The sequence below is a fragment of the Sphingomonas sp. LH128 genome (assembly GCF_000293195.2).
Taxonomy (GTDB): Bacteria; Pseudomonadota; Alphaproteobacteria; order Sphingomonadales; family Sphingomonadaceae; genus Novosphingobium; species Novosphingobium resinovorum_A.
In genome coordinates, this window is sequence record NZ_ALVC01000375.1 from 1 (window position 1) to 22464 (window position 22464).

A 22464-nucleotide genomic window follows, 5' to 3' on the forward strand; every position below is an offset into this window, starting at 1 on the left:
GGCCGAGGGCCTGTTCCCGGTCGGCCACCCCTATCACCACTCGACGATCGGCTCGATGGCCGACCTAGACGCCGCCAGCCTGACCGACGTGCGCAAGTGGTTCACCGACCATTACGGCCCCAACAACGTCGTCCTCGTCCTCTCGGGCGACATCGACGCGGCGACCGCGAAGCCCAAGGTCGAGAAGTGGTTCGGCGCCATCCCGAAGGGGCCTGAAGTCGCTCCCGTCGCGGCCGGGCCGGTCACCCTGTCCGCGCCGATCTCGCGCGACCTGACCGATCAGGTGCCGACCCTGCGCCTCAGCCGCGACTGGAGCGGCCCCGGGCTCAACGATGCGGACGCCCCCGCCCTGCGCATCGGCATGCACATCCTCGGCGGCCTCGCCAGCTCACGGCTGGACAACGAACTGGTGCGCGGGCAGCAGCTTGCCGTCTCCGTCACCGCCTCTGCCCAGACGTTCGAGCAGGCCAGCTTCCTCGACGCCTCGATGGACGTGAAGCCCGGCGTCCAGCGCGCCAAGGCCGAAGCCGCGCTCGACAAAGTCATCGCCGATTTCGTCGCCAAGGGGCCGAGCGAGGACGAAGTGCGCCGCGCTGTCACCTCCATCCTGTCGAGCGAGATCGGCGGGCTGGAGCAGGTCGGCGGCTTCTCCGGCAAGGGCGCGACCCTCGCCGAAGGGCAAGTCTATTCGAACGATCCGGCCAAGTACAAGGCGGACCTGCAGGCCATCGCCGCGCTGACGCCCGACGCCGTGCGCACCGCGATGTCCAGGTGGCTCGGCCGCCCGGTCTATAAGATCGCGGTGGTGCCGGGTGCACGCACCGAGGACGGCGCGAAGATGGGCGGCTGGGGTGACGAAGCCGCCAACCCGCCCGCAGCGGCAGGCAAGGCCGCCAAAGCCCCAAAGCTCGCCCCCGCGCCCAGGCGCAGTGCGCCGCCGGTCGCGCCGGTCAGCGCCCTCGCCTTCCCGGCGATCGAGCGCACCACGCTCTCGAACGGCATCCCCGTCACGCTGGCGCGGCGGACCACGGTGCCCAAGCTGGTCCTGTCGATCGACTTCGACGCCGGGTACGCGGCCGATGCGCTCGACACGCCGGGCACGCAGGGGCTGATGCTCGGCATGCTCGAGGAAGGCACCAAGACCCGCAACGCCACCCAGATCGCCGAGGAACAGGAGCGCCTCGGCGCCTCGATCGGCACCGGTGCCAGCCTCGACACCAGCAGCCTGACGCTGAGCGCACTGAGCGACAATCTCGCGCCCTCGCTGGCTCTGGCCTCCGACGTGCTGCTGCATCCGGCTTTCGCGCAGGCCGACTTCGACCGCGCGCGCGGACAGGCGCAGGCCGAACTGGCGCAGGCCCAATCGACGCCGAGCGCGCTGGCCTCGCGTACGATGAGCGGCGAACTCTTCGGCACCCATCCTTATGCCCAGCCCGGCGACGGCCTCGGCAGCGATACCGCGCTCGCCGCCCTCACGCCCGAGGCGCTGCGCGCCGCCCACGCCAAGTGGCTGCGCCCCGACCTCGCGCGGATCACCGTGGTCGGCGACGTGACCATGGAGCAGCTCAAGCCGCTGCTGGAAAAGGCGTTCGGCGGCTGGAAGGCCCCGGCCGCACCCAAGCCGATGAAATCGCTCGACACCGCGACGCCCGCACCCGCATCGCGCGTAGTGCTGATCGACCGGCCGAACTCGCCGCAGTCGGTGATCCTCGCCGGGCGGGTGCTGCCGCTGACCGGCCGCACGCCGAACGAGGAATCGCTGATGCTGGCGAACGACGTCGTCGGCAACGGCTTCCTCTCGCGCCTGAACCTCGACATTCGCGAGGAAAAGGGCTGGAGCTACGGCGTACGCTCGGGCATCAGCCAAGCGACGGGGCCGGTGACGATGCAGGTCATGGCACCCGTGCAGGCCGACCGCACGGGCGATTCGATCCGCGCCATCATCGCCGACATGAGCGCCCTGCCGACGAAGCAGCCGATTTCGGCCGAGGAGTACCAGCGCGTCACCGACGGCGCGATCCGCAGCTTGCCCAACGACTTCGAGACGAATGCGCAAGTGCTCGCCGCCATCGTCAAGAACGACCGGCTGGGACGGCCTGAAGATTACTATGTGAAGCTCGCGCAGACCTATCGCGGCATCGACGCGAAGCGGATCGGCGGCGCGGCGGCGCAGTATCTGCAGCCCGCCGACCTGACCTGGGTGATCGTCGGCGACCGCAAGATCGTGGAACCGCAGCTCAAGGCCCTGGGTTTGCCCGTAGAGGTCCGCCCCGCACCCAGCGTCGCGGGCGAGAACGAGAGCGAAGGAGCTTCCGAATGACCGTTGCCGGCACGTACGACTGCGTCACCAATACCCCGCTGGGCCGCCAGAAGGGCGTCCTCACCATCGAGCCCGGAGCAGGCGACAGCTTCTCCGGGAACATCACCGGCGACCTCGGCAGCATGGACGTGACCAGCGGCCGCATTGCCGGGCAGACCCTGACGTGGTCGATGAAGATGACCGTGCCGATGCCGATGGACCTCGACTGCAGCGCCACTGTCGAGGGCGATGCGCTGACCGGCACGGTGAAAGCCGGGATGTTCGGCGCGATGGAACTGACGGGAACGCGGCGCGCGGGCTGAGCCATCAGACCACACTCGTCCCCTACTCTCCCCTCGTCATTGCGAGCACAGCGAAGCAATCCAGGGCCGCGTAAACCGCCCTGGATTGCTTCGCTGTGCTCGCAATGACGAAGATGGGTGCGAATACTTCCGGAAAACTGCAAAGGCCCGACACCGCGCGCTCCACTGTGGCGCAATGCCGGGCCCCCTCACCCCCCCAGGTGAGCTCGTGCAGCGCGCGGAGCCAGATGCCCCGCTTCGCCGAATGCGCGGACGATGCCCCTTGGGCACGCCAGCGCGAAATTGTTGGAAAGACCCCCCCGGTCTTCGCGCAATCGATAGCACCGCGAATTGCGAATACAAGCGGATTATTGCGAACAGTCCCTTCCCGGGACAACAAGAGTTGCACAGCGGACACAAAAAAGCCGCCGGACCCAAGAAACGGCACGGCGGCTTTTTCGTCAGGCTATGAAATCTCAGCCCAGCTTGGCCTTCAGGATTTCGTTGACGACCTGCGGGTTGGCCTTGCCCTGCATCGCCTTCATCGTCTGGCCGACGAAGAAGCCGAACAGCGCCACCTTGCCCTCGCGGTACTGCGCGACCTTGTCGGCGTTGGCGGCGAGGATCTCGTCCACCTTGGCCTCGATGGCGCCGGTGTCCGATTCCTGCTTCAGCCCCTCGCGCTCGACGATGACACCCGCGCTATCGCCGGTTTCGAGCATGATCTCAAGCACCTGCTTGGCGATCGAGCCGGAGATCGTACCCTTGCCGACCAGCGCCAGCAGTTCGGCGGCCTGCGCATGGCTGACCGGCGAATCCTCGAGACTCTTGCCCAGCTTGTTGAGCGCGCCGAAGAACTCGGAGATCAGCCAGTTCGCCGCCTGCTTGGCGACTTCGGCAGGCGCCTTGCCCTGCGCCGAAGCGGTCTCGGCCAGCAGCGCCTCGAACCACTGGAACGTGTCGACGTCGGTGGTCAGCACCGCGGCGTTGTAGGCCGACAGCCCCAGTTCGCCTTCATAGCGCGCGCGCTTGGCGTCCGGCAGTTCGGGCAGCGAGGCGCGGCACGCCTCCAGGAACGCATCGTCCAGTTCCAGCGGCAGCAGGTCGGGATCGGGGAAGTAGCGATAGTCGTGCGCGTCTTCCTTCGAGCGCATCGAGCGGGTGGTGCCACTGTTCGGGTCGAACAGACGGGTTTCCTGCACGATCTTGCCGCCGCCCTCGATCACATCGACCTGACGGTTCGCCTCGTGCTCGATCGTCTGCATGACGAAGCGCACCGAGTTGACGTTCTTGGTTTCGGTACGGGTGCCGAACTCGTCGCCGGGCTTGCGGACCGAGACGTTGACGTCGCAGCGCATCGAGCCCTGGTCCATGTTGCCGTCGCACGAGCCGACATAGCGCAGGATCGTGCGCAGCTTGGCGACATAGGCCCCGGCCTCCGCAGGCGAGCGCATGTCCGGACGGCTGACGATCTCCATCAGCGCCACGCCCGAACGGTTGAGGTCGACATAGGACATCGTCGGGTGCTGATCGTGCATCAGCTTGCCCGCATCCTGCTCGACGTGGATGCGCTCGATGCCGATGACCTTGTCCTCGGGGATACCTGCCTTCTCGTCCGCCTCGATCGTCAGCGAGCCTTCGCCGACGAGCGGGTGGTAGAGCTGGCTGATCTGGTAGCCCTGCGGAAGATCGGCGTAGAAGTAGTTCTTGCGATCGAAGCGCGACCACTTGTTGATCTGCGCGTCGATCGCCATGCCGGTGCGCACAGCCTGACGGATGCACTCGCGGTTCGGCACGGGCAGCATGCCCGGCATCGCGGCATCGATCAACGAAACCTGCGTGTTCGGCTCCGCGCCGAACGCCGTCGCCGAGCCGGAGAACAGCTTGGAATTGGACGTGACCTGCGCATGGACTTCGAGGCCGATCACGACCTCCCAGTCCCCGGTGGCGCCCTGGATGCGATAGGTGGAAGTGGACATCTCAAGCCTTACTTGTGTCGATGTACGGGTCGATCAAGTCGACCTCGGGAAAATACGTCGCGAACCCCTTACGGTCCCGCGTGACAATAGGCCAGCCCCGGTTCGCCGCCTGCGCGCCGATCAGGAAATCGGGCAGGATGCTGGTGCGGACGCCGCCGTTGCGCCGGTATTGCCTGTATGCCGTTCCGGCCCGGTGGCAATCGGGCAGCGACAGCCGCACGATTTTCAGACCGAATCCTTCGAACAGGTCGGCAACGTCCTGCGCGGAACCGTAATTGCCGGAAATCTCGGCGAAGATGATCTCGGTGACGAACAGGTCGCTTGCCGCGCCCAGATCGGCGATCCGCTGGTGGAAATAGTCGGGAGCGCGGTTGCCGAGCATGTCGATGACGACATTCGAATCGAAGATCACACTTCCGGCCCGTCGCCGCGCATCATGCGCTGGTATTCGAGCCCGTCCATGTCCGGATCCAGCGCCTTGCCCGCAAATTTCGCTCGCGTTTCGTGCAGGCGGCCCAGAAATGCTTCCTTGCGCGCTTCGATCCGCGCCGGATCGTCGGCACGGATGATGCGGGCATTGCCGTCGCCGTCCAACTCGAACGCCACCGCCTGGCCGGGCTTGAGGCCCAGCGCATCGCGGATGTCCTTGGGCACCGTAACCTGGCCCTTGACCGTCATGTTGGACTCGAACTTCACGGCGAAAGTATTACCTCTCGCCCGCATTACCGTCAACGCAGCGACTGGGCCGATGCCTCCGTTTCGGACGTAGGAACCCATGGCGCGAGCGGGGCGGCGCGTCCGCCTTCGCAGGCGCCTCACGCCGCCGCGCGGCCTTTTCGCGCGAGGGCCGCGCGAACAGGTCGCCCAGCCCTTCAATGACTGAGACGACCAGTTCGAACCAGCTTACCACCACGTCTCCGGCTTCGCCGCGAATGCCGCGCGGCCTTCGATGGCCAGCCCCGCGTTCAGCACGCCCTGCTCGTCCAGCGGGCGGCCGATGATCTGGAGACCCAGCGGCAGCCCCTGCGCGTCGAGGCCCGCCGGCACCGACATCGCGGGCAGGCCCGCCAGCGACGCCGGCACCGTGAACACGTCGTTGAGGTACATCGCGATCGGGTCTTCGTTGCTTTCGCCAAGGGCAAAGGCGGCGCTCGGCGCGGTCGGGGTCAGGAGGACATCGACCTGCTCGAACGCCTTCGCGAAGTCCTGCGAGATCAGCGCACGCACCTTCTGCGCCTTGGTATAATAGGCGTCGTAGAAGCCCGCCGACAGCACGTAAGTGCCGATCAGGATGCGGCGCTTGACCTCGGCCCCGAAACCGTCGGCGCGGGTAGCGGCGTACATGTCCTGCAGTCCCGCACCGTCGGGCAGGTCGCGCAGGCCGTAACGCACGCCGTCATAGCGCGCGAGGTTCGACGAGGCTTCGGCAGGCGCGATGATGTAGTAGGTCGCCAGCGCGTACTGCGTGTGCGGCAGTGAGACTTCGACCACTTCGGCGCCCGCGTCCTTGAGCCAGGCGATGCCCTGCTCCCAGATCGCCTCGATCTCGGCGGGCATGCCCTCGACGCGGTATTCCTTCGGGATGCCGACCTTCTTGCCCTTGAGGTCGCCCGACAGAGCGGCGGTCCAGTCCGGCACCGGCAGGTTCAGGCTGGTCGCGTCCTTGGGGTCGAACCCGGCCATGCTTTCCAGCATGATCGCGCAGTCGGTCACGTCGCGCGCCATGGCGCCCGCCTGGTCGAGCGAACTGGCATAAGCCACCACGCCCCAGCGCGAACAGCGCCCGTAAGTCGGCTTGATGCCGGTGGTGCCGGTATAGGCGGCGGGCTGCCGGATCGAGCCGCCGGTGTCTGTGCCGGTGGCGGCAGGCACGAGCCGCGCCGCGATCGCCGCCGAGGAGCCGCCCGAGGAGCCGCCCGCCGTCAGCGGCGCATTGCTGCCAGGCCGGCGCCAGGGCGACACGACCGAGCCGAAATGGCTGCTCTCGTTCGAAGAGCCCATCGCGAACTGGTCGAGGTTGAGCTTGCCCAGCAGGCCCGCGCCCGCATCCCACAGCTTCTGCGAGACGGTCGATTCGTACTGCGGCACGAAACCTTCGAGGATGTGGCTGGCGGCGGTGGTCTGCACGCCGTTGGTGGCGAACAGGTCCTTCATGCCGATGGGCACGCCGCCCATGGGGCCGAGCGCTTCGCCGGCGGCGCGCCTGGCGTCGATGGCCTTGGCGGCGGCGATCGCGTGGTCGGGCGTGGCGACGATGAAGGCGTTCAGCGCGTCCTGCGCCGCCGCGACGTTGGCGTTGAACGCCTCGGCCACTTCGACGGCGGAGAAGGTTCCGGCGGCGACGCCGTCGCGGATGGCGGCTACGCCAAGGTCGGTAATGTCAGTCATGCTGCATTCCAGATTTTGTGTGCTGCCCGTGCTTGCTTCGACAAGCTCAGCATGAGCGGGGATAGATTTAAAGTCTCTCTCCCCCAACTCCGCTCATCTGCGAGCTTGTCGAAGGATCGGGATAATCCAAAGGCTTATTCGATCACCTTGGGCACGCCGAAGAAGCCGTGCTGCGCGGCGGGCGCATTGGCCAGCACCGCGTCGCGCTTGTCGCCGCCGGTCAGCGGGTCGGCGTCGATCACGTCGTCGCGCAGGCGCAGGGTGTTGGGGATCACGGCGGTCATCGGCTCAACGCCGTCGGTGTCGACCTGCCCGAGTTGCTCCACCCAGGCGAGGATGCCGTTCAGTTCGGGCACCATGGCCTCAAGTTCCTGCTCGCTCACCTTGATGCGCGCGAGGCTGGCGATCTTCGCCACGGTTGCGGTATCGACCGACATGGCTTTTTTGTCCCTTGGCCTTTTTACGGTTGAGCCCGCCGCGCATGGAAGCACGGCGGGCGGAAATTCGATAGCGGTGCGCTAGCAGCGGGGCGACGCGGCTTCAAGCGTGCGTCGTCCCGGACTTGCTCCGGGACCGCAGACCGTGAACAGCCCACCTGACCGCGCGCGCTGCAAGGCCGCGCCTAAAGACAGCCACCGGTCCCGGATCAAGTCCGGGACGACGTATTTACTGCGCGGGCTTGGCTGCCTCGCCCTGCTGCTGGGCCGCTTGGGCCTGCATCTGCGCCATCATCGCCTGGATTTCCTCAGGCGTCTTGAAGTCGAGCAGGTCGATCTCGAAGACCAGCGTGGAATTCGCCGGGATCGGGCCGGACGCCTGCGCACCGTAACCGAGTTCAGGCGGAATGGTCAGGCGGTAGCGCCCGCCGCGCTCCATCTGGAGCAACCCTTGCGCAAAGCCGGGGACGACTTCGTCCAGCGCCATCGGCATCTGCTCGTTCTGGTCAAACACGGTGCCGTCCTGCAGCATGCCCTTGTAGTTGATCAGCACATAGCCATGCTCGGGCGGCTTGCCGCCGGTCCCGGCCTTGATCGCCTCGACCTTGACCTGCGGAGCCGCAGGCGTCGCCGCCGGGGCAGCGGGCTTTGGGGCAGCTTGCGCGAACACGGCCGAGGGCGCTGCCACGAGGAGCAGCGCCGCGATCGCTGCCTTCACTGCGCCGGAGCCGGAGCAGCCGGTGCTTCCGCGCCCGGAGGCATCGCGCCCGGAGCGCCGCCCGGTGCGCCCGCGCCGCCCTGCATCTGCTGAAGCTGCTGCAGGATCTGCTGCTGCTGGCGGATTTCGGCAAGGCTCTTGTAGTCGATCAGCTCGACTTCGAACTTGAGGTCGGCGTTCGCGGGGATCGGCGAACCGGCGGGCGGGTTGGCGCCGTAAGCCAGCTCGGCGGGGATCGTGACGTCGTACTTGCCGCCGCGCTGCATCTTCATCAGCGCCTTGGAGAAGCCGGGCACGAACTGCGCGACAGGGTTGGGGTAGTTCTTGTTCTCGTCGAACACCTTGCCGTCGGTCAGCATGCCCTTGTAGTTGATGAGCACGACGTCTTCCATCGTCGGCGAGGCGCCGGTGCCGGCGGTCAGCGTCTTGACGGTGGGCGCGGGCGGCAGCGCGGCATAGGCCACACCGGCCGAGGCCAGAGCGATCGCGACGACACCGATCCAGATCTTGGAAACAGCGCCCTTTTCGATCGGCTGCAGCGCAACGCGGGTGATCTCTGTCATCGTCTGTGGCCCTCGTATTCTTTTGAAGCGCCCGGGCTGGCATCCCTTGCAGATGCACAAAGGGCGCGGAATGGTGATTCCGCGCCCTCATGGCTCAACCCGGCGCGGCATTCAAGCCGCTGATCCAGATTTAAAGGTGCCCTGCGCCAAAGCGCAGGAAAGCTCTTACTTCGAGCCGTCGCGCTCGGCGCGCTTGCGCTCAAGCTTGCGAGCGCGGCGAACGGCGGCAGCCTTTTCGCGAGCACGCTTTTCCGACGGCTTCTCGAAGTGACGGCGCAGCTTCATCTCACGATACACGCCTTCACGCTGCAGCTTCTTCTTGAGCGCACGAAGAGCCTGATCGACGTTGTTGTCGCGGACGAGAATCTGCATAAACCGAAACACCTCACAAAACAGACGAAGCCGCCACGCATCCGGTTCGGCGCGGCGTGCTGCGAATCTAGAGCCAATAAAAGGCCGCCGCCGGACTCGGAGGCAGCTGATTGAGCGGCCCGTTAGCAAAGTGACGGCTCTAAGACAAGACCAATCACCCGCAAAGCCTGCAGCTTGCCGCAATGCATCTCCTTAGCTATATATCTGGCTAAGGAGCATCACGATGACTCAGGTTTCCGTCCACGAGGCCAAGACCAACCTATCCCGCCTGATCGTCAGCGTGCTGGCGGGCGAAGAAGTGGTGATCGCACGCGGCAACGTTCCTGCCGTGCGTCTGGTCCCGATAAATCCGATCGGCGAACGCAAGTTCGGCGCGCTCAAGGGCGCGATCAGCGTGGACGATGCCTTCTTCGAGCCACTTCCCGCTGATGAACTCGGCGCCTGGAACCTCGATTGAAGCTGCTGCTCGACACGCACACACTGATCTGGTGGCTGGCGGGCGACGATCATCTGTCGGTTCGCGCCCGCGAGGCGATCGCCGATACCACCAACACTGTCGCCGTCAGCGCGGCTTCCGCGATGGAGATCGCCACCAAGCACCGGATCGGCAAGCTGGACGGCGCGGCCGTGCTCGCGCGGGATTTCGAACGCATCGTCGCGGCGCAAGGGTTCGACGAACTGGCGATCAGCATCACGCATGCCCGCCTCGCCGGGCAGATGAACATCGCTCACAAGGACCCGTTCGACCGCCTGCTGATTGCACAGGCGCAGGCCGAAGACATGGTGCTCATTTCCAACGAAGCGCTGTTCGACGGATTTGCAGTGCAGCGGCTCTGGTAGGGCGGATTGGAATTCCGGCGATTCGCGGCTAAGGCGGCGCCATGCCCCAACCTTCCTTTATACTGGCCTCTCTTTATGTGGCCCTCGGCGGCGCGTTCGGCTCGTGGCTGCGCTTCCTCGTCGGGCGCGGCTGGACCGCTGCGCTCGGCCCGGTGCGCGCGGGCGTCTTTCCTTATGGCACGCTGACCGTCAATGTCGTGGGAAGCCTGCTGATGGGACTGGTGACCGGCTGGTTCGCCCGTCATGGCAATACCGGCGAAGGCACCCGCCTGTTCGTCACCGTGGGCGTGCTCGGCGGCTTCACGACGTTCTCGTCGATGAGCCTCGATTTCGCCACCTTGATCCAGCGGGGCGAGATCGCCACCGCTGCCTTTTATACCGCCCTGTCACTGCTCGCCGGATTCGGCGGCCTGTTCCTCGGCCTTTTTGTTATGCGGAGCGTGGCATGAGCAATATCGATATCGTCCGTCAATTCACCGTCGGTCAGGATGACGACGGCGTCCGCCTCGACCGCTGGTTCAAGCGGCACTTGCCCAAGGTGGGCTTCGCGATGGTCTCGCGCTGGGCGCGCACCGGCCAGATTCGCGTCGACGGCAAGCGCGCCGACGTCGACACCCGGCTGGAAGCGGGCCAGACCCTGCGCGTGCCGCCCGGCGGCGAGCAGAAGGCTTCGGCGAGCGGCGAACGCCCGCGCCGCGAACTGACCGAGGCCGAGATCGAACTCGCCGATTCGATGGTGCTGACGCAGGACCGCGCCGCGATCGTGCTCAACAAGCCGCCGGGCCTCGCCACGCAGGGCGGCTCGGGCATGAAGGAGCACGTCGACGGCCTGCTCGACGCCTATGTCGAGAAAGGCCCGCGCCCGCGCCTCGTCCACCGACTCGACAAGGACACCTCGGGCGTCCTGCTGATAGCCCGCACCCCGGGCAGCGCGGCGTTCTTCTCCAAGCGGTTCTCCGGCCGCACCGCCAAGAAGATCTACTGGGCGCTGGTGGTCGGGGTGCCGAGCATCAACGACGGCATGATCGAACTGCCGCTCGCCAAGCAGCCGGGCACCGGCGGCGAGAAGATGCACGTGGACGAGAAGGAAGGGCAGACCGCCCGCACCCGCTACCGCGTGATCGATCGCGCCGGCAACCGCGCCGCCTGGGTCGAGCTGCACCCGCTGACCGGCCGCACCCACCAGCTGCGCGTCCACATGGCGGCGATCGGCCACCCGATCGTCGGCGACGGCAAGTACGGCGGCCAGGAGGCATTCCTGACCGGATCGATCAGCCGCAAGATGCACCTCCACGCACGCCGCCTCTTGATCGAGCACCCGGACGGCGCCCCGCTGGACGTCACCGCCCCTCTCCCTGAGCACTTCGCCAATTCGCTGGAGCAGCTGGGCTTCGTCGAATCGGAAGGCGACACCGAGATCGAGGCTCCGGCCGAGTTCACCAAGGAAGACCAGAAGAAGGCCGCCAAGCAGCACGCCAAGGAATACCGCAAGGAACGCCGGGGCGAGCGCCGCAAGCGCAGCGATGGCCCCGGCTCGGGCCAGACGCGGCTGAGCAAGCCCGGCAGCAAGCCCGGCGGAAAGGCGCCCGGAAAGCCTGCGGGCAAGTCGTTCGGGAAGCCGGGCGGCAAGCCCGCACGTCCCGGTGGCAAGCCTTCCGGTCCGCGCACGGGCGCAGCGCGCTCCGCTCCCAAGCCCGGCGGCGCGCCGCGAGGCAGGTCCCGGTGAAACTGGCGGTCTTCGACTGCGACGGCACCCTCGTCGATGGGCAGGCGCCGATCTGCGAGGCGATGGAGGCGGCCTTCGCCGCCTTCTCGCTGCCTTCACCGACGCGCGGGAGCATCCGGCGTGCGGTCGGGCTTTCGCTGCCTCAGGCGATCCGCCAGTTGCTGCCCGATTCGGACGCCGAGCAGCAACACGCCATGGCCGAGGCCTACAAGCTCTCGTTCCGCACCGCGCGCGAACAGGGCCGTGTCGCCCAGCCGCTGTTCCCGGGGATCGAGGACACCTTGCGCGCCCTTCATGCGAATGGCTGGACGCTGGGCGTCGCCACCGGCATGTCGGATCGCGGCCTCGGCTTCTGCCTTGAGGCGAACGGCATCGCCGACCTCTTCGTGACGCTCCAGACCGCCGACCGTCATCCCTCCAAGCCCCACCCCGCGATGCTGGAAGAGGCTTTGTTCGAAGCGGGCGCGCAGGCGTCGGAAGCCGTGATGATCGGCGACACGGCCTACGACATGCAGATGGCGACGTCCGCGCAAGTCCGCGCGGTCGGCGTGGATTGGGGCTATCACCACCCGCGCGAACTGTCCGAAGCGGGCGCCGAAATGGTCGCCGAGACCCCGGCGCAGTTGCTGGAGCACTTGCTCAGGTGAGCCAGCCGAAACCCGATCGCGATCCCGCAGCGCTGCGCTTCGCGATCATCAATATCGTGCGCATCGCCGGTGTCGCTTTCGTCGTGCTCGGCCTGCTGATGACGCAAGGCCGTATCTTTCCCGGCGCACCGGCATGGGTCGCCTACCTCCTCCTCGCCAACGGGCTGATCGACGCCTTCGTCCTGCCCGCGATTCTCATCAGAAAGTGGCGCACACCCAAATGAAGCGTTTCTACAAGGAAGCGACCGCCGAGCAGACCGAAAACGGCCCAGAAGACTCGGGCTGGCGCGCGGTCCTCGACGGCCGCCCAATCCGCACCGCAGGCGGTCGCCCGCAAGTCGTGCCGACGCAGGCGCTGGCGCAGGCGCTGGCCGCCGAATGGGCCAGACAGGGCGAGGAGATCGACACCGCGACCTTCCACTACCGCGACCTTGCCGACTTCGCGATCGACGCCGTCGCGCCCGCGCGCGGCACCGTCATCGCCGAACTGCTGCCTTACGCCGAGACCGACACCCTGTGCTACCGCGCCGACCCGGACGAGGCGCTCTACAAGCGGCAGATGGAAATGTGGGAGCCCGTGCTCTCATCCGCAGAGGCGCGGCTTGGCGTCACTTTCACACGCATCTCCGGCATCATCCACAAGCCGCAGCCGGGACCGACGCTGGCGTGTCTGCGCAGCGAACTGGACGCCTGCAGCGATTTCGAACTGGCCGCGCTCAAGATGCTGTCGAGCCTCTCCGCCTCGCTGGTCATCGCGCTGGAGGCGATCCGTCCCGGCGCCGATGCCGAAGCCTTGTGGAAGGCCGCCGAACTGGAGGCCGACTGGCAGGTCGAACTCTGGGGCGAGGACTGGGAAGCCACCGAACGCCGCGCCGCCCGGTTCGAGGCGTTCAGGCTGGCGATCGCACTGGCCGCACTCTCCCGCTGAAACGGAAAAAAAACCCGCCGCGGCGAGAGCCGGGCGGGTCTTTTGGCAAGAGCGGACGCCTACGGCGCCCGCCCCATGTCCTGAGATCAGAACTTGGCGCCCAGCGCGACGAGCGCGTTGTGGCGGCTGAAATCGCTTTCGTAGTTCGAGTAACGGTACTCGGCCTTAACGAAAAGGCGGTCCGACAAGTCGTACTGAGCGCCTGCGCCGAGACGGAAGCCGTCGCTATTGGCGCCTTCACCGTAGCTGTCGATACCATCGGTGTAAGTCACGCGCAGGCGGGCGTTGGTGTAGCCGCCGAGCACGTAAATCTTGCTGCGCTCACCGACCTGGGTGCCGAGGCGCACGACAGCGGCGAGATCGCGGCCGGTCTTGATGCAGAGACGCTCGGCACCGGCCGACGCGCATTCCTTGGTGGTGCTGTCGGCGGCAGTGCCCTGGATGCCGACGAACAGGCCGTTCGACAGGGGAATGTCGTAGCCGGCGCTGATGCCGTAGGCGACGCCCTCGTCCGATTCGCCACCGACCGAGATCGAGTCGAGACCGGTTTCCACCTGCACGAAAGCCTGTGCCTGGGCGGCGGCCGGAACGGCGAACAGCGCGGCGGCAACGGCCACCGGGACGAACTTCTTCATGGTATGCTCCTGCAATATTCTTGTCGCACCCGCACCGTTACCGGCAGCAGGGAGGCGCCCCTTAGCGGGAGCGAAATTGCCGTCAAACCAAAGAGTTGTTTCTGGATTGTCATCAAAGCGTCACTGTTGACGACAGGCAACAGCAAAGAATGTTGAGAAACGGCATTTTCAACCGTTTCCCGTCAATTCATTCGTTTGCCGTGATTTAAGCGCGATATGCGAACGAAAACTTTTTACCTTCGTCTCTTTTATATCGCGAAGGCGCTTCACATGGACTTTTTAATTAATCCCAGTCCTTCGCGAAACGCCACCCGCGCTCCACGCAGCGAGGCGGTCAACCCTTGACCCAGTCCGCCACCTGCCGCGCGACATCGTTCGCCGCCTGATTGAGCGCGACGCCGACCGGATTGGCCTTGGCCTCCACGCCGTTCACCACGGCCTCGAAGCGCTTCGTCTGCAGCGGGCCGCCGCCGCGCTCCGAGCGCACCGCATCGAAGCGTACCACGACGGCGCTGCGCTGCGCGTCATAGCCCATCTGCAGCAGGCGGCCGCCGATGAGCGTCTTGCCGGTGACCTCGAAGTCGCCGCCCTCAACCACCAGCTGGCCGGTGCGGGCGCGCAGTGTTTCCGCCAGCAGGGAGCGGAACTGGCGCGTCGGCTTTTCCACCCACAGCGCTTCCTTGAGATAGGCGACGCTGGATGCATTGACCGTCACCGGCACGCGCAACACGTCGAGGCCGCGATCGGCCTCCGGGTCGAGCACGACAATGGCGTCGCTGAGCGTCCCGGTGGTGGTGGTGCCTACAGGGGCGCTTTCCTGCGGGGTCAACTTCAACAGGTCGTCCGGCGGATCGCTGCCGAGGCTGACGCAGCCGGCGACGGAGAAAGCGGCGACAGCTGCGAGCAGCCCGCAAGCCAGCCTTTTCGTATAGTGGCGGTTCATCGCGATACCCCTCACGGCTTATAGTCGGGCAGTTTCTGCCCCTTGAGCAGCGCTCCGGCGCCCTGCTCGTCGATCTTCTCGGTCAGGCTGCGCAGCGCCTTGCTGGTGGCGCGCAGATCGCGGATCGCGCTCTCGGCGGCGGGCAGGGTCTGCTCGGACACCTGATCCAGCGCGGGCTGCGCGTGAGCCATCGTCTTGTCGAGCTGGTCCATCGACTTCTGCGCCGAAGCCAGCGTCTTGCGCAGCTGGTCGGCCAGCGAACTGCCCTCGTCGCCCAGCAGGTTGTCAGCCTTGTGCGCCACGCCTTCAAACGCGGCGAGGGTGCGCGTCGCCTGCTGCAGGGAGCCCTGCAGTTCGCTCATCGTCGCGCGCAGTTGCGGTGTCGCCTGCGACAGGTCCTTGGTCATCTTGTCGGTATTGGCGAGGATGCCGGTGATCGACTTACGGTTTTCCGCGCTCATCAGCTGGTTGAGGTTCTCGGTCAGCGTGGCGAGGCGTTCCATCAGCAGCGGCGCGTTGGTCAGCAGTTCGCCGAAGCCGCCGCGCTTGGTCGGGATGACCGGCACGCCTTCCGGCCCCGGCTCGGTCAGCAGCGGCGCGCCCTTGACGGCGCCTTCCAGCTGGATGTCGGAAACGCCGGTGAAGCTGCCCTGGATGGTCGCGGTGGTGCCCACCGTGATCGGCACCTTCTCATCGACCTTGACGCGCACGCGCACGAAGCTGGGGTCCTGCGGCCACAGCTCGATCTGCGTGACCTGGCCCGAAGGCACGCCCGCGTAGCCGACTTCCGAGCCCTTGGCCAAGCCGTCCACCGACTGCTTGAAGAAGATGTCGTATTCGTTCTGGGCGCCTTCGTTGAGCCGCGCGATCCAGATGACGAACGCCGCGAGCGCCGCCAGCAGGACGAGCGTGACGACTCCGACCCAGACGTGATTGGCTTTGGTTTCCATCGCCTGCGCCCCTATGCCTCCGACTTCTTGCTGTCCGTGTCGGACGGCGAACTAGCTTGAACCGCCTCGGCGGCCCCATGTTCCGATTTCATGTGTTCCGGCAAAGCCTTTTCGGACATTGGCGGATCGTCCTTCGCGGCAAGCGCCGCGCGGCCACGCGGGCCGTTAAAGTATTCCTGTATCCACGGATGGTCGAGCGCCAGCAGTTCCGGGATCGTCCCCACCGCGATGACCTTCTTGTCCGCCAGCACCGCCACCCGGTCGCAGATCGCATAGAGCGTGTCGAGATCGTGGGTGATGAGGAAGACGGTGAGCCCCAGCGTTTCCTTCAGCTCGCGCGTCAGGCTGTCGAACGCGGCAGCGCCGATCGGGTCGAGGCCCGCGGTCGGCTCGTCGAGGAACAGCAGTTCGGGGTCCAGCGCCAGTGCGCGGGCAAGCCCTGCGCGCTTCTTCATGCCGCCCGAAAGCTCGCTCGGGAACTTGAACGCGGCGTTTTCCGGGAGCCCCGAAAGGCGCACCTTGAAGCGGGCGATCTCGGCCCGCAAGCTGTCGGTGATCTCGGGAAAGAACTGCTTGAGCGGGACCTCCACGTTTTCACCCACCGTCAGGGTCGAGAACAGCGCCCCGCCCTGGAACAGCACGCCCCAGCGCGAGCGCAAGTCGATATCCTCGTCCTCGGTCGCCTCGCCCATCTTGTGGCCGAGCACGGTGATGCTGCCCTCCGCCGGCTGCTGCAGCCCGATGATCGAGCGCATCAGCACCGACTTGCCGGTGCCCGAACCGCCGACGACGCCCAGGATCTCGCCCTTGCGGACCTTGAGGTCGAGGTCCTCGTGGATCACGTGCTCACCGAAGGCGCTGCGCAGCCCTTCGACGAGGATCGGGTATTCGCCCTGATAATCGTCCGAGAGGTCCGTCATGCCCAACCGATTTTCGTGAAGAAGATGGCGAAGAAGGCGTCGAGAACGATCACCGTGAAGATCGCGGTGACCACCGCCTGCGTCGTGCGCGCGCCGACTTCCTCGGCGTTGGCGGTCACCTGCATGCCCTGGTAGCAGCCCGCGAGCGCCACGATCAGCGCGAAGACCGGCGCCTTGATCAGGCCGATGTAGACGTCGGTGATCGGCACCACTTCCTGCGTGCGCTGCAGGAAAGTCCAGAACGGAATGTCGAGGGCCAGACCACCGATCGTCGCGCCGCCGATGATCGCAAGGACCGAGCTGTAAAAGCCCAGCAGCGGCATCATCAGCATCGAGGCGAGCACGCGCGGCACCACCAGCGCCTGCACCGGCGAAACGCCGATGGTGCGCATCGCGTCCACTTCTTCGGTCAGCTTCATCGTGCCGATCTGCGCCGCGAAGGCCGAGCCCGAGCGGCCCGCGACCATGATCGAGGTCATCAGGATGCCCAGTTCGCGCATCGACAGGCGGCCGGTCAGGTTGATCGTATAGAACTCCGCGCCGAACTGCGCGAGCTGCACCGCGCCCTGCTGCGCGATGACGATGCCGATGAGGAAGCTCATCAGCCCGATGATCCACAGCGAGTTGATGCCCACATACTGCATGTGGAACACCAGCGCCGTGCCGCGCAGCTTCGACGGGCGGCGGATCACCGCGCCGAGGGCGAGGATCAGTTCGCCCAGGAAGTCGAGCACTTTGACGATGCCCCGCCCCCAGTTCGCCATCAGATCGCCGAGTTCGTCCAACTGGCGGGTGATGAAGGGCAGCTTGGGTTCCGGCTCGGCCTCATGCTCGTGCATGTTGCCAATGGCGGCGAAGAGGCGGCGCGCCTGCTCGTTCTCCCCGGTGATCTCCAGCCCGCGCTGGTTGGCGTAGTGCGTGACCAGCCAGGCGCCGGTGGTGTCGATATCGGTGACGCCGGACATGTCCACGCGGGTGAAATTCCCGCTCAGGCCATGCAGCTTGGCGTCGAGATTGCCCAGCGAATGGACGCAAAGCGGTCCCTTCAGCGCCAGGACATGGTCGGCGCCTTGGTCGTTTTCCGACAGGGTGAATTCAGCCCATTCCCGCATGTTCGCTCGCTTTGGGGGAAAAACCATGGACCGGCAAGATGTTCCATGCTGGCGACGAGATGTGTCACTTTGATTGCACCCCGTCACCCAACACACTTCGTCATCCCAGCGAAGGCTGGGACCGCTGGCCTGTTAATGCCACCTATCGTCAGTACGCCCTGCCGAGGGGTGGGCTTTACGCGGCCAGCGGTCCCAGCCTTCGCTGGGATGACGGGGAATCGTCCTTGCGCCGAAACCCGCCCTTTGGCATGGCCCCGGCCATGACCGACGCCATGACCGACCAGATCGCAGAACCCGCTCTCGACAAGACTTTCGACCCCGCCGGGATCGAGGCCAAGTGGTACGCCCACTGGGAACAGAACAACCTGTTCCGCCCCGAGCGCCCCGATGCCGCGCCCTTCACCATCGTCAACCCGCCGCCGAACGTGACGGGCTCGCTCCACATCGGCCACGCGCTCGACAACACGCTGCAGGACGTGGTGATCCGTTACGAGCGCCTGCGCGGCAAGGACGCGCTGTGGGTGGTCGGCACCGACCATGCGGGCATCGCCACCCAGATGGTGGTCGAGCGCCAGATGGAGCAGCGCCAGGACAAGCGCACCAACTACACGCGCGAAGCCTTCATCGAGAAGGTCTGGGAATGGAAGGCCGAGAGCGGCGGCACCATCACCGGCCAGCTGCGCCGCCTCGGCTGCTCGATGGACTGGAGCCGCGAGCAGTTCACCATGGACCCGCACTTCACCAAGGCCGTGGTCAAGGTCTTCGTCGACCTGCACAAGCAGGGCCTGATCTACCGCGACAAGCGGCTGGTGAACTGGGACCCCAAGCTCAAGACCGCGATCAGCGACCTCGAGGTCGAGACGCGCGAGATCCAGGGCCACTTCTGGCACTTCAACTATCCGCTCTCGGACGGTTCGGGCCATATCGAGGTCGCCACCACGCGGCCCGAGACGATGCTGGCCGACATGGCCGTCGCGGTGAACCCCGCCGACGAGCGCTACAAGCCGCTGCTGGAGCGCGGGGCGACCGTCACCCTGCCGATCACCGGCCGCGAGATCCCCATCGTCGCGGACGAGCACGCCGACCCGGAACTCGGCTCGGGCGCGGTGAAGATAACCCCGGGGCATGACTTCAACGACTTCGAAGTCGGCAAGCGCGCCGGGATCGAGGCGCGCGACATGCTCAACATGCTCGATGCCGAGGCGAAGGTCTGCCAGACGGCGGACGGCCTGATCCCGCACCACTTCATCGGGCTGGACCGCTTCGACGCGCGCGCTGCCGTGGTCGAGGCGATGAAGGAGCTTGGCCTCCTGATCCCGCACGTCACCAAGGACAAGGAAGGCAACGAAGTCGAGCACGACGCCGAGCCGCGCACCATCGCTACGCCCTACGGCGACCGCGGCGGCGTGGTGATCGAGCCTTGGCTGACCGACCAGTGGTACGTCGATGCCGCCACGCTCGCCATCCCGCCGATGGAAGCCGTGCGAAACGGCTCGATCGAGATCGTCCCGAAGTCGTGGGAGAAGACCTTCTTCAACTGGATGGAGAACATCCAGCCGTGGTGCGTCAGCCGCCAGCTGTGGTGGGGACACCGCATCCCGGCTTGGTACTCCGAAGACGGCGAGATCTTCGTCGCCGAGACCGAGGAAGAGGCGCAGGCCCTCGCCGGTAACAAGGCGCTGACCCGCGACAACGACGTGCTCGATACGTGGTTCTCCTCGGCGCTCTGGCCATTCGCGACGCTGGGCTGGCCCGATCAGGATTCGGCGCTGCTCAAGAAGCACTACCCGGGCGACCTGCTCGTCTCGGGCTTCGACATCCTGTTCTTCTGGGATGCGCGCATGGCGATGCAGGGCATCCACTTCATGAAGGAAGTGCCGTGGAAGCGGCTCTACCTCCATGGCCTCGTGCGCGCCGCCGACGGGCAGAAGATGTCCAAGTCCAAGGGCAACGTCGTCGATCCGCTGGGCCTCATCGACCAGTACGGCGCCGACGCGCTGCGCTTCTTCATGACCGCCATGGAAAGCCAGGGCCGCGACGCGAAGATGGATGAAAAGCGCGTCGAGGGGTATCGCAACTTCGCCACCAAGCTGTGGAACGCCGCACGCTTCTGCCAGTCCAACGGCATCGTCGGCAGCACTTCGGTCGCCGCGCCCAAGGCGACGTCAGCGGTCAACCGCTGGATCATCGGCGAAGTCGTGGAAACCGTCTCCGCGCTCGACAAGGCGATGGCCGACTTGCGCTTCGACGCTGCCGCCAACGCGATCTACCACTTCGTCTGGAACCAGTTCTGCGACTGGTACATCGAACTCATCAAGGGTTCGTTCGATGAGGAGACCAAGGCCGTCGCCGGCTGGGTGCTCGACCAGATTCTGGTGATGCTGCACCCCTTCATGCCCTTCGTCACCGAAGAGCTGTGGAGCAAGACCGGCACCCGCGAGGCCGAACTGATCGTCGCCGCATGGCCCGCACCCGAGGCTGCGGTGGACGCCGATGCCAAGGCTGAAGTCGAGTGGCTGATCGCTCTCGTCGGCAACTTGCGCGGTGCCAAGGCGGAACTGGGGATCTCGCCCGGCGCGCGCCTGACCGCCTACCTCGCCGACCCTTCCGCCGAGACGCGCGCCGTGATCGAGCGCAACCCGGCGGTGGTGGACCGCCTCGCCCGCCTCGACGGCATCCGCTTCGAGGCAGCTCCTGCGGGCGCGGCGATGCAGGTCGGCGCGGGCGACGCAATGCTGGCGATCCCGCTCGAAGGCGTGATCGACATCGCCGCCGAGAAGGCCCGTCTGGAAAAGGCGCATGCCGCCTCGATCAAGGAGCGGGATTCGCTGGGCAAGCGCCTCGACAACCCGGCCTTCGCGCAGAAGGCCAAGCCCGAGGCGGTCGAGAAGGCCCGCGCCGATCACGCCGCGCACTCCGCCGAGGCGGAGCGTCTGGCGGCGGCACTGGCACGTCTGGGCTGAATCCTCCCCCATCGGGGGAGGGGGACCATGCGAAGCATGGTGGAGGGGCACCCTCGGTTCGCGTGATGTCTGCAGGCAGGCGTCACGTAAGCCGCCTGTGCCCCTCCACCACCCTGCGGGTGGCCCCCCTCCCCGTACCGGGGAGGATGCGCTGTCCTACAGCGGCGGCCTCTGCCATGATCGCGCCATGTCCGCTTCTCCCCAAGGTTACACATGCACGTCGCGCAAGGTGACACTTCTCGTGCTGCAAGGTGACACTTTTTCACCGCAAGGTGACAGGTTTCGCCCACAAGGTGACACTTTCACCGCCAAATCGGCCCAAGGTGACACCTTTTCCCTCTGGACCGTGTAAACCGTGTAAACCCTGTCACCTTGTGACGCCCCGATGATCCCCTGAAACCATGACCCTGACCCTAGCCACCACCACCCCCGGCCAGCCGGAAATCTTCCCCTCGCTGCAGGGCGAAGGCCCCTCGATGGGCAGACCGAGCACGTTCGTGCGCCTCTCGCGCTGCAACCTCGCGTGCCAGTGGTGCGACACCGCCTACACCTGGCGCTTCACCGGCGACAACCGCTTCCACCGCGACGACCTCGCCTTCGAACGGCGCGAGAACCAGGTGACGATGGAGGAAGCGGACCTCGCGCAGGCGGTGGCCGATCTGGTGCCCGACCGCCTCGTCATCACCGGCGGTGAGCCGTTGCTGCAGGGCGCCGCGCTCGCCCGCATGGTCAAGGCGCTCGACGAAATCCGCCCCGGCATGCACGTCGAAGTCGAGACCAACTCCACCGTCGCCCCGCACCCTGCGCTCGACGCCCGGATCGACCAATACAACGTCAGCCCCAAGCTGGCGCACAGCGGCAACCCCGATACCCTCGCCCTGCTGCCCGAACGCCTCGCCGCCTGGGCCGCTGAACCGCGCGCCTTCTTCAAGTTCGTCGTCGCCACCCGCGACGACCTCGACGAAGTCATGGCCCTGCAACAGACTTACGCCATCCCCGGCGCCCGCCTGTTCCTGATGCCCGAAGGCCGCTCCAGCGATGTCATCCGGGAACGGTCGGGCTGGCTGGCGGATTTCTGCTCGCAGCATGGCTTGCGGTTCACGGACCGCTTGCACATCCATCTTTGGGGCGACACGAGAGGCACATGAACGAAGCATCGCCCATCCCGCTGTGCGAGGACAGCTCGACCGCCGACACTCCGCAGGTCGAAGCGCCCGCGCGCCCGGCGATGCGCGGCGATCTCACCAAAGGCCCGATCCTGAAGACGCTGCTGTTCTTCTCGATCCCGATGCTGCTGTCCAACGTGCTGCAGACGCTGAACGGTTCGGTCAACGCGATCTGGGTCGGGCGCCTGCTGGGCGAGAGCGCGCTGGCGGCGACAGCCAACGCCAACATCGTGATGTTCCTCGTCTTCGCCGCCGTCTTCGGCTTCGGCATGGCGACGACGGTGCGCGTGGGCCAGCATTTCGGTGCGCGTGACATCGTCGCGGCGCGGCGCACCTTCGGCACCGGCGTCGGCTTCTGCATCCTGATCTCGATCGCGACCGGCGTGATCGGCTGGTTCGGTGCGGGAGCGCTGCTCGACAAGCTCGGCACACCTGCCGCCAGCCGCGCCGATGCACTCGCTTACCTGCAGGTGATCTTCGTGACGATCCCGCTGGCAAGCGTGAACATGATCGTCTCGATGGGCATGCGCGGCGTCGGCGATTCCAAGACGCCGCTCTACGCCATGATCCTGGCGG

General features: G+C 66.3%; 25 protein-coding genes. 12 read left to right on the plus strand and 13 right to left on the minus strand.

Annotated features, from left to right (window positions below):
- On the plus strand, positions 1–2320 hold a 2320-nt coding region (locus LH128_RS25380), incomplete at its 5' end, for a M16 family metallopeptidase (protein WP_008832555.1).
- Positions 2317–2622, plus strand: coding sequence for a hypothetical protein (locus LH128_RS25385; RefSeq protein ID WP_008832556.1), 306 nt, complete (start codon positions 2317–2319; stop codon positions 2620–2622). The genes LH128_RS25380 and LH128_RS25385, both read left to right, overlap by 4 nt.
- Before the next feature lie 455 nt (positions 2623–3077).
- On the opposite strand, the gene gatB is transcribed toward LH128_RS25385, so the two are convergent.
- The 8 genes from gatB to rpsU form a co-directional block, all read right to left on the minus strand.
- The gene (gene gatB / locus LH128_RS25395) at positions 3078–4580 is read right to left on the minus strand and encodes an Asp-tRNA(Asn)/Glu-tRNA(Gln) amidotransferase subunit GatB (RefSeq protein ID WP_008832558.1); all 1503 of its coding nucleotides are present in this window, start codon (positions 4578–4580) and stop codon (positions 3078–3080) included.
- Between the two features lies 1 nt (position 4581).
- Positions 4582–4962 (minus strand): type II toxin-antitoxin system VapC family toxin, encoded by a 381-nt coding sequence (locus LH128_RS25400; RefSeq protein ID WP_086013096.1) that lies wholly within the window; start codon positions 4960–4962, stop codon positions 4582–4584.
- A gap of 26 nt (positions 4963–4988) precedes the next feature.
- A complete protein-coding gene (locus tag LH128_RS25405; protein WP_008832560.1) occupies positions 4989–5276 on the minus strand; it encodes an AbrB/MazE/SpoVT family DNA-binding domain-containing protein in 288 nt (95 codons plus the stop codon).
- A gap of 207 nt (positions 5277–5483) precedes the next feature.
- Entirely contained in the window at positions 5484–6968 is a 1485-nt protein-coding gene (gatA, locus tag LH128_RS25410; protein ID WP_008832561.1) for an Asp-tRNA(Asn)/Glu-tRNA(Gln) amidotransferase subunit GatA, read from the minus strand.
- 134 nt (positions 6969–7102) lie between these two features.
- Complete coding sequence (gatC, locus tag LH128_RS25415) at positions 7103–7405, minus strand: Asp-tRNA(Asn)/Glu-tRNA(Gln) amidotransferase subunit GatC (RefSeq protein ID WP_008832562.1); 303 nt, start codon at positions 7403–7405, stop codon at positions 7103–7105.
- Between the two features lie 229 nt (positions 7406–7634).
- Positions 7635–8123, minus strand: a complete 489-nt coding sequence (locus tag LH128_RS25420) for an FKBP-type peptidyl-prolyl cis-trans isomerase (protein ID WP_008832563.1) — start codon at positions 8121–8123, stop codon at positions 7635–7637.
- A complete protein-coding gene (locus LH128_RS25425; RefSeq protein ID WP_008832564.1) occupies positions 8120–8686 on the minus strand; it encodes an FKBP-type peptidyl-prolyl cis-trans isomerase in 567 nt (188 codons plus the stop codon). Before LH128_RS25425 ends, LH128_RS25420 begins: the two co-directional genes overlap by 4 nt.
- A 165-nt stretch (positions 8687–8851) precedes the next feature.
- Positions 8852–9058, minus strand: a complete 207-nt coding sequence (rpsU, locus tag LH128_RS25430; protein WP_008832565.1) for a 30S ribosomal protein S21 — start codon at positions 9056–9058, stop codon at positions 8852–8854.
- A 223-nt stretch (positions 9059–9281) separates the two neighbouring features.
- Here rpsU and LH128_RS25435 point away from each other — a divergent pair, with 223 nt between their 5' ends.
- Genes LH128_RS25435 through LH128_RS25465 form a run of 7 tightly spaced genes read left to right on the plus strand, consistent with a single transcriptional unit; the run spans position 9282 to position 13199 of the window.
- Positions 9282–9515 carry a type II toxin-antitoxin system Phd/YefM family antitoxin gene (locus tag LH128_RS25435; protein WP_008832566.1) on the plus strand — a complete coding sequence of 78 codons (234 nt, stop codon included), beginning with the start codon at positions 9282–9284 and terminating at the stop codon, positions 9513–9515.
- Positions 9512–9898, plus strand: a complete 387-nt coding sequence (locus LH128_RS25440) for a type II toxin-antitoxin system VapC family toxin (protein WP_008832567.1) — start codon at positions 9512–9514, stop codon at positions 9896–9898. Before LH128_RS25435 ends, LH128_RS25440 begins: the two co-directional genes overlap by 4 nt.
- Before the next feature lie 41 nt (positions 9899–9939).
- Positions 9940–10347, plus strand: a complete 408-nt coding sequence (crcB, locus tag LH128_RS25445; RefSeq protein WP_008832568.1) for a fluoride efflux transporter CrcB — start codon at positions 9940–9942, stop codon at positions 10345–10347.
- Positions 10344–11624: an RluA family pseudouridine synthase gene (locus LH128_RS25450; protein ID WP_008832569.1), complete on the plus strand. Its 1281-nt coding sequence runs from the start codon at positions 10344–10346 to the stop codon at positions 11622–11624. The genes crcB and LH128_RS25450 overlap by 4 nt, the downstream gene beginning before the upstream one ends.
- A complete protein-coding gene (locus tag LH128_RS25455; RefSeq protein ID WP_008832570.1) occupies positions 11621–12271 on the plus strand; it encodes an HAD-IA family hydrolase in 651 nt (216 codons plus the stop codon). Before LH128_RS25450 ends, LH128_RS25455 begins: the two co-directional genes overlap by 4 nt.
- Positions 12268–12495 (plus strand): hypothetical protein, encoded by a 228-nt coding sequence (locus LH128_RS25460; RefSeq protein WP_008832571.1) that lies wholly within the window; start codon positions 12268–12270, stop codon positions 12493–12495. Before LH128_RS25455 ends, LH128_RS25460 begins: the two co-directional genes overlap by 4 nt.
- On the plus strand, positions 12492–13199 hold the full coding sequence (locus tag LH128_RS25465; RefSeq protein ID WP_008832572.1) for an ATP12 family chaperone protein: 708 nt from the start codon (positions 12492–12494) through the stop codon (positions 13197–13199). The genes LH128_RS25460 and LH128_RS25465 overlap by 4 nt, the downstream gene beginning before the upstream one ends.
- A gap of 86 nt (positions 13200–13285) precedes the next feature.
- Here the strand turns inward: LH128_RS25465 and LH128_RS25470 are convergent, their stop codons facing one another.
- The 5 genes from LH128_RS25470 to LH128_RS25490 form a co-directional block, all read right to left on the minus strand.
- On the minus strand, positions 13286–13834 hold the full coding sequence (locus LH128_RS25470; RefSeq protein WP_008832573.1) for an outer membrane protein: 549 nt from the start codon (positions 13832–13834) through the stop codon (positions 13286–13288).
- Between the two features lie 334 nt (positions 13835–14168).
- Positions 14169–14777, minus strand: a complete 609-nt coding sequence (locus tag LH128_RS25475) for an ABC-type transport auxiliary lipoprotein family protein (RefSeq protein WP_008832574.1) — start codon at positions 14775–14777, stop codon at positions 14169–14171.
- 11 nt (positions 14778–14788) lie between these two features.
- Positions 14789–15727 (minus strand): MlaD family protein, encoded by a 939-nt coding sequence (locus LH128_RS25480; protein ID WP_008832575.1) that lies wholly within the window; start codon positions 15725–15727, stop codon positions 14789–14791.
- 11 nt (positions 15728–15738) lie between these two features.
- The gene (locus tag LH128_RS25485; RefSeq protein ID WP_008832576.1) at positions 15739–16647 is read right to left on the minus strand and encodes an ABC transporter ATP-binding protein; all 909 of its coding nucleotides are present in this window, start codon (positions 16645–16647) and stop codon (positions 15739–15741) included.
- A complete protein-coding gene (locus LH128_RS25490) occupies positions 16644–17759 on the minus strand; it encodes an ABC transporter permease (protein ID WP_008832577.1) in 1116 nt (371 codons plus the stop codon). Before LH128_RS25490 ends, LH128_RS25485 begins: the two co-directional genes overlap by 4 nt.
- A 272-nt stretch (positions 17760–18031) precedes the next feature.
- Between LH128_RS25490 and LH128_RS25495 the strand changes: the two genes are divergently transcribed.
- The 3 genes from LH128_RS25495 to LH128_RS25505 all read left to right on the plus strand — a co-directional run.
- Positions 18032–20722, plus strand: coding sequence for a valine--tRNA ligase (locus LH128_RS25495; RefSeq protein WP_037521336.1), 2691 nt, complete (start codon positions 18032–18034; stop codon positions 20720–20722).
- A gap of 401 nt (positions 20723–21123) precedes the next feature.
- Positions 21124–21870 carry a 7-carboxy-7-deazaguanine synthase QueE gene (locus tag LH128_RS25500; protein WP_008832579.1) on the plus strand — a complete coding sequence of 249 codons (747 nt, stop codon included), beginning with the start codon at positions 21124–21126 and terminating at the stop codon, positions 21868–21870.
- A partial coding sequence (locus LH128_RS25505) for an MATE family efflux transporter (RefSeq protein ID WP_008832580.1) occupies positions 21867–22464 on the plus strand: 598 nt, incomplete at its 3' end. The genes LH128_RS25500 and LH128_RS25505, both read left to right, overlap by 4 nt.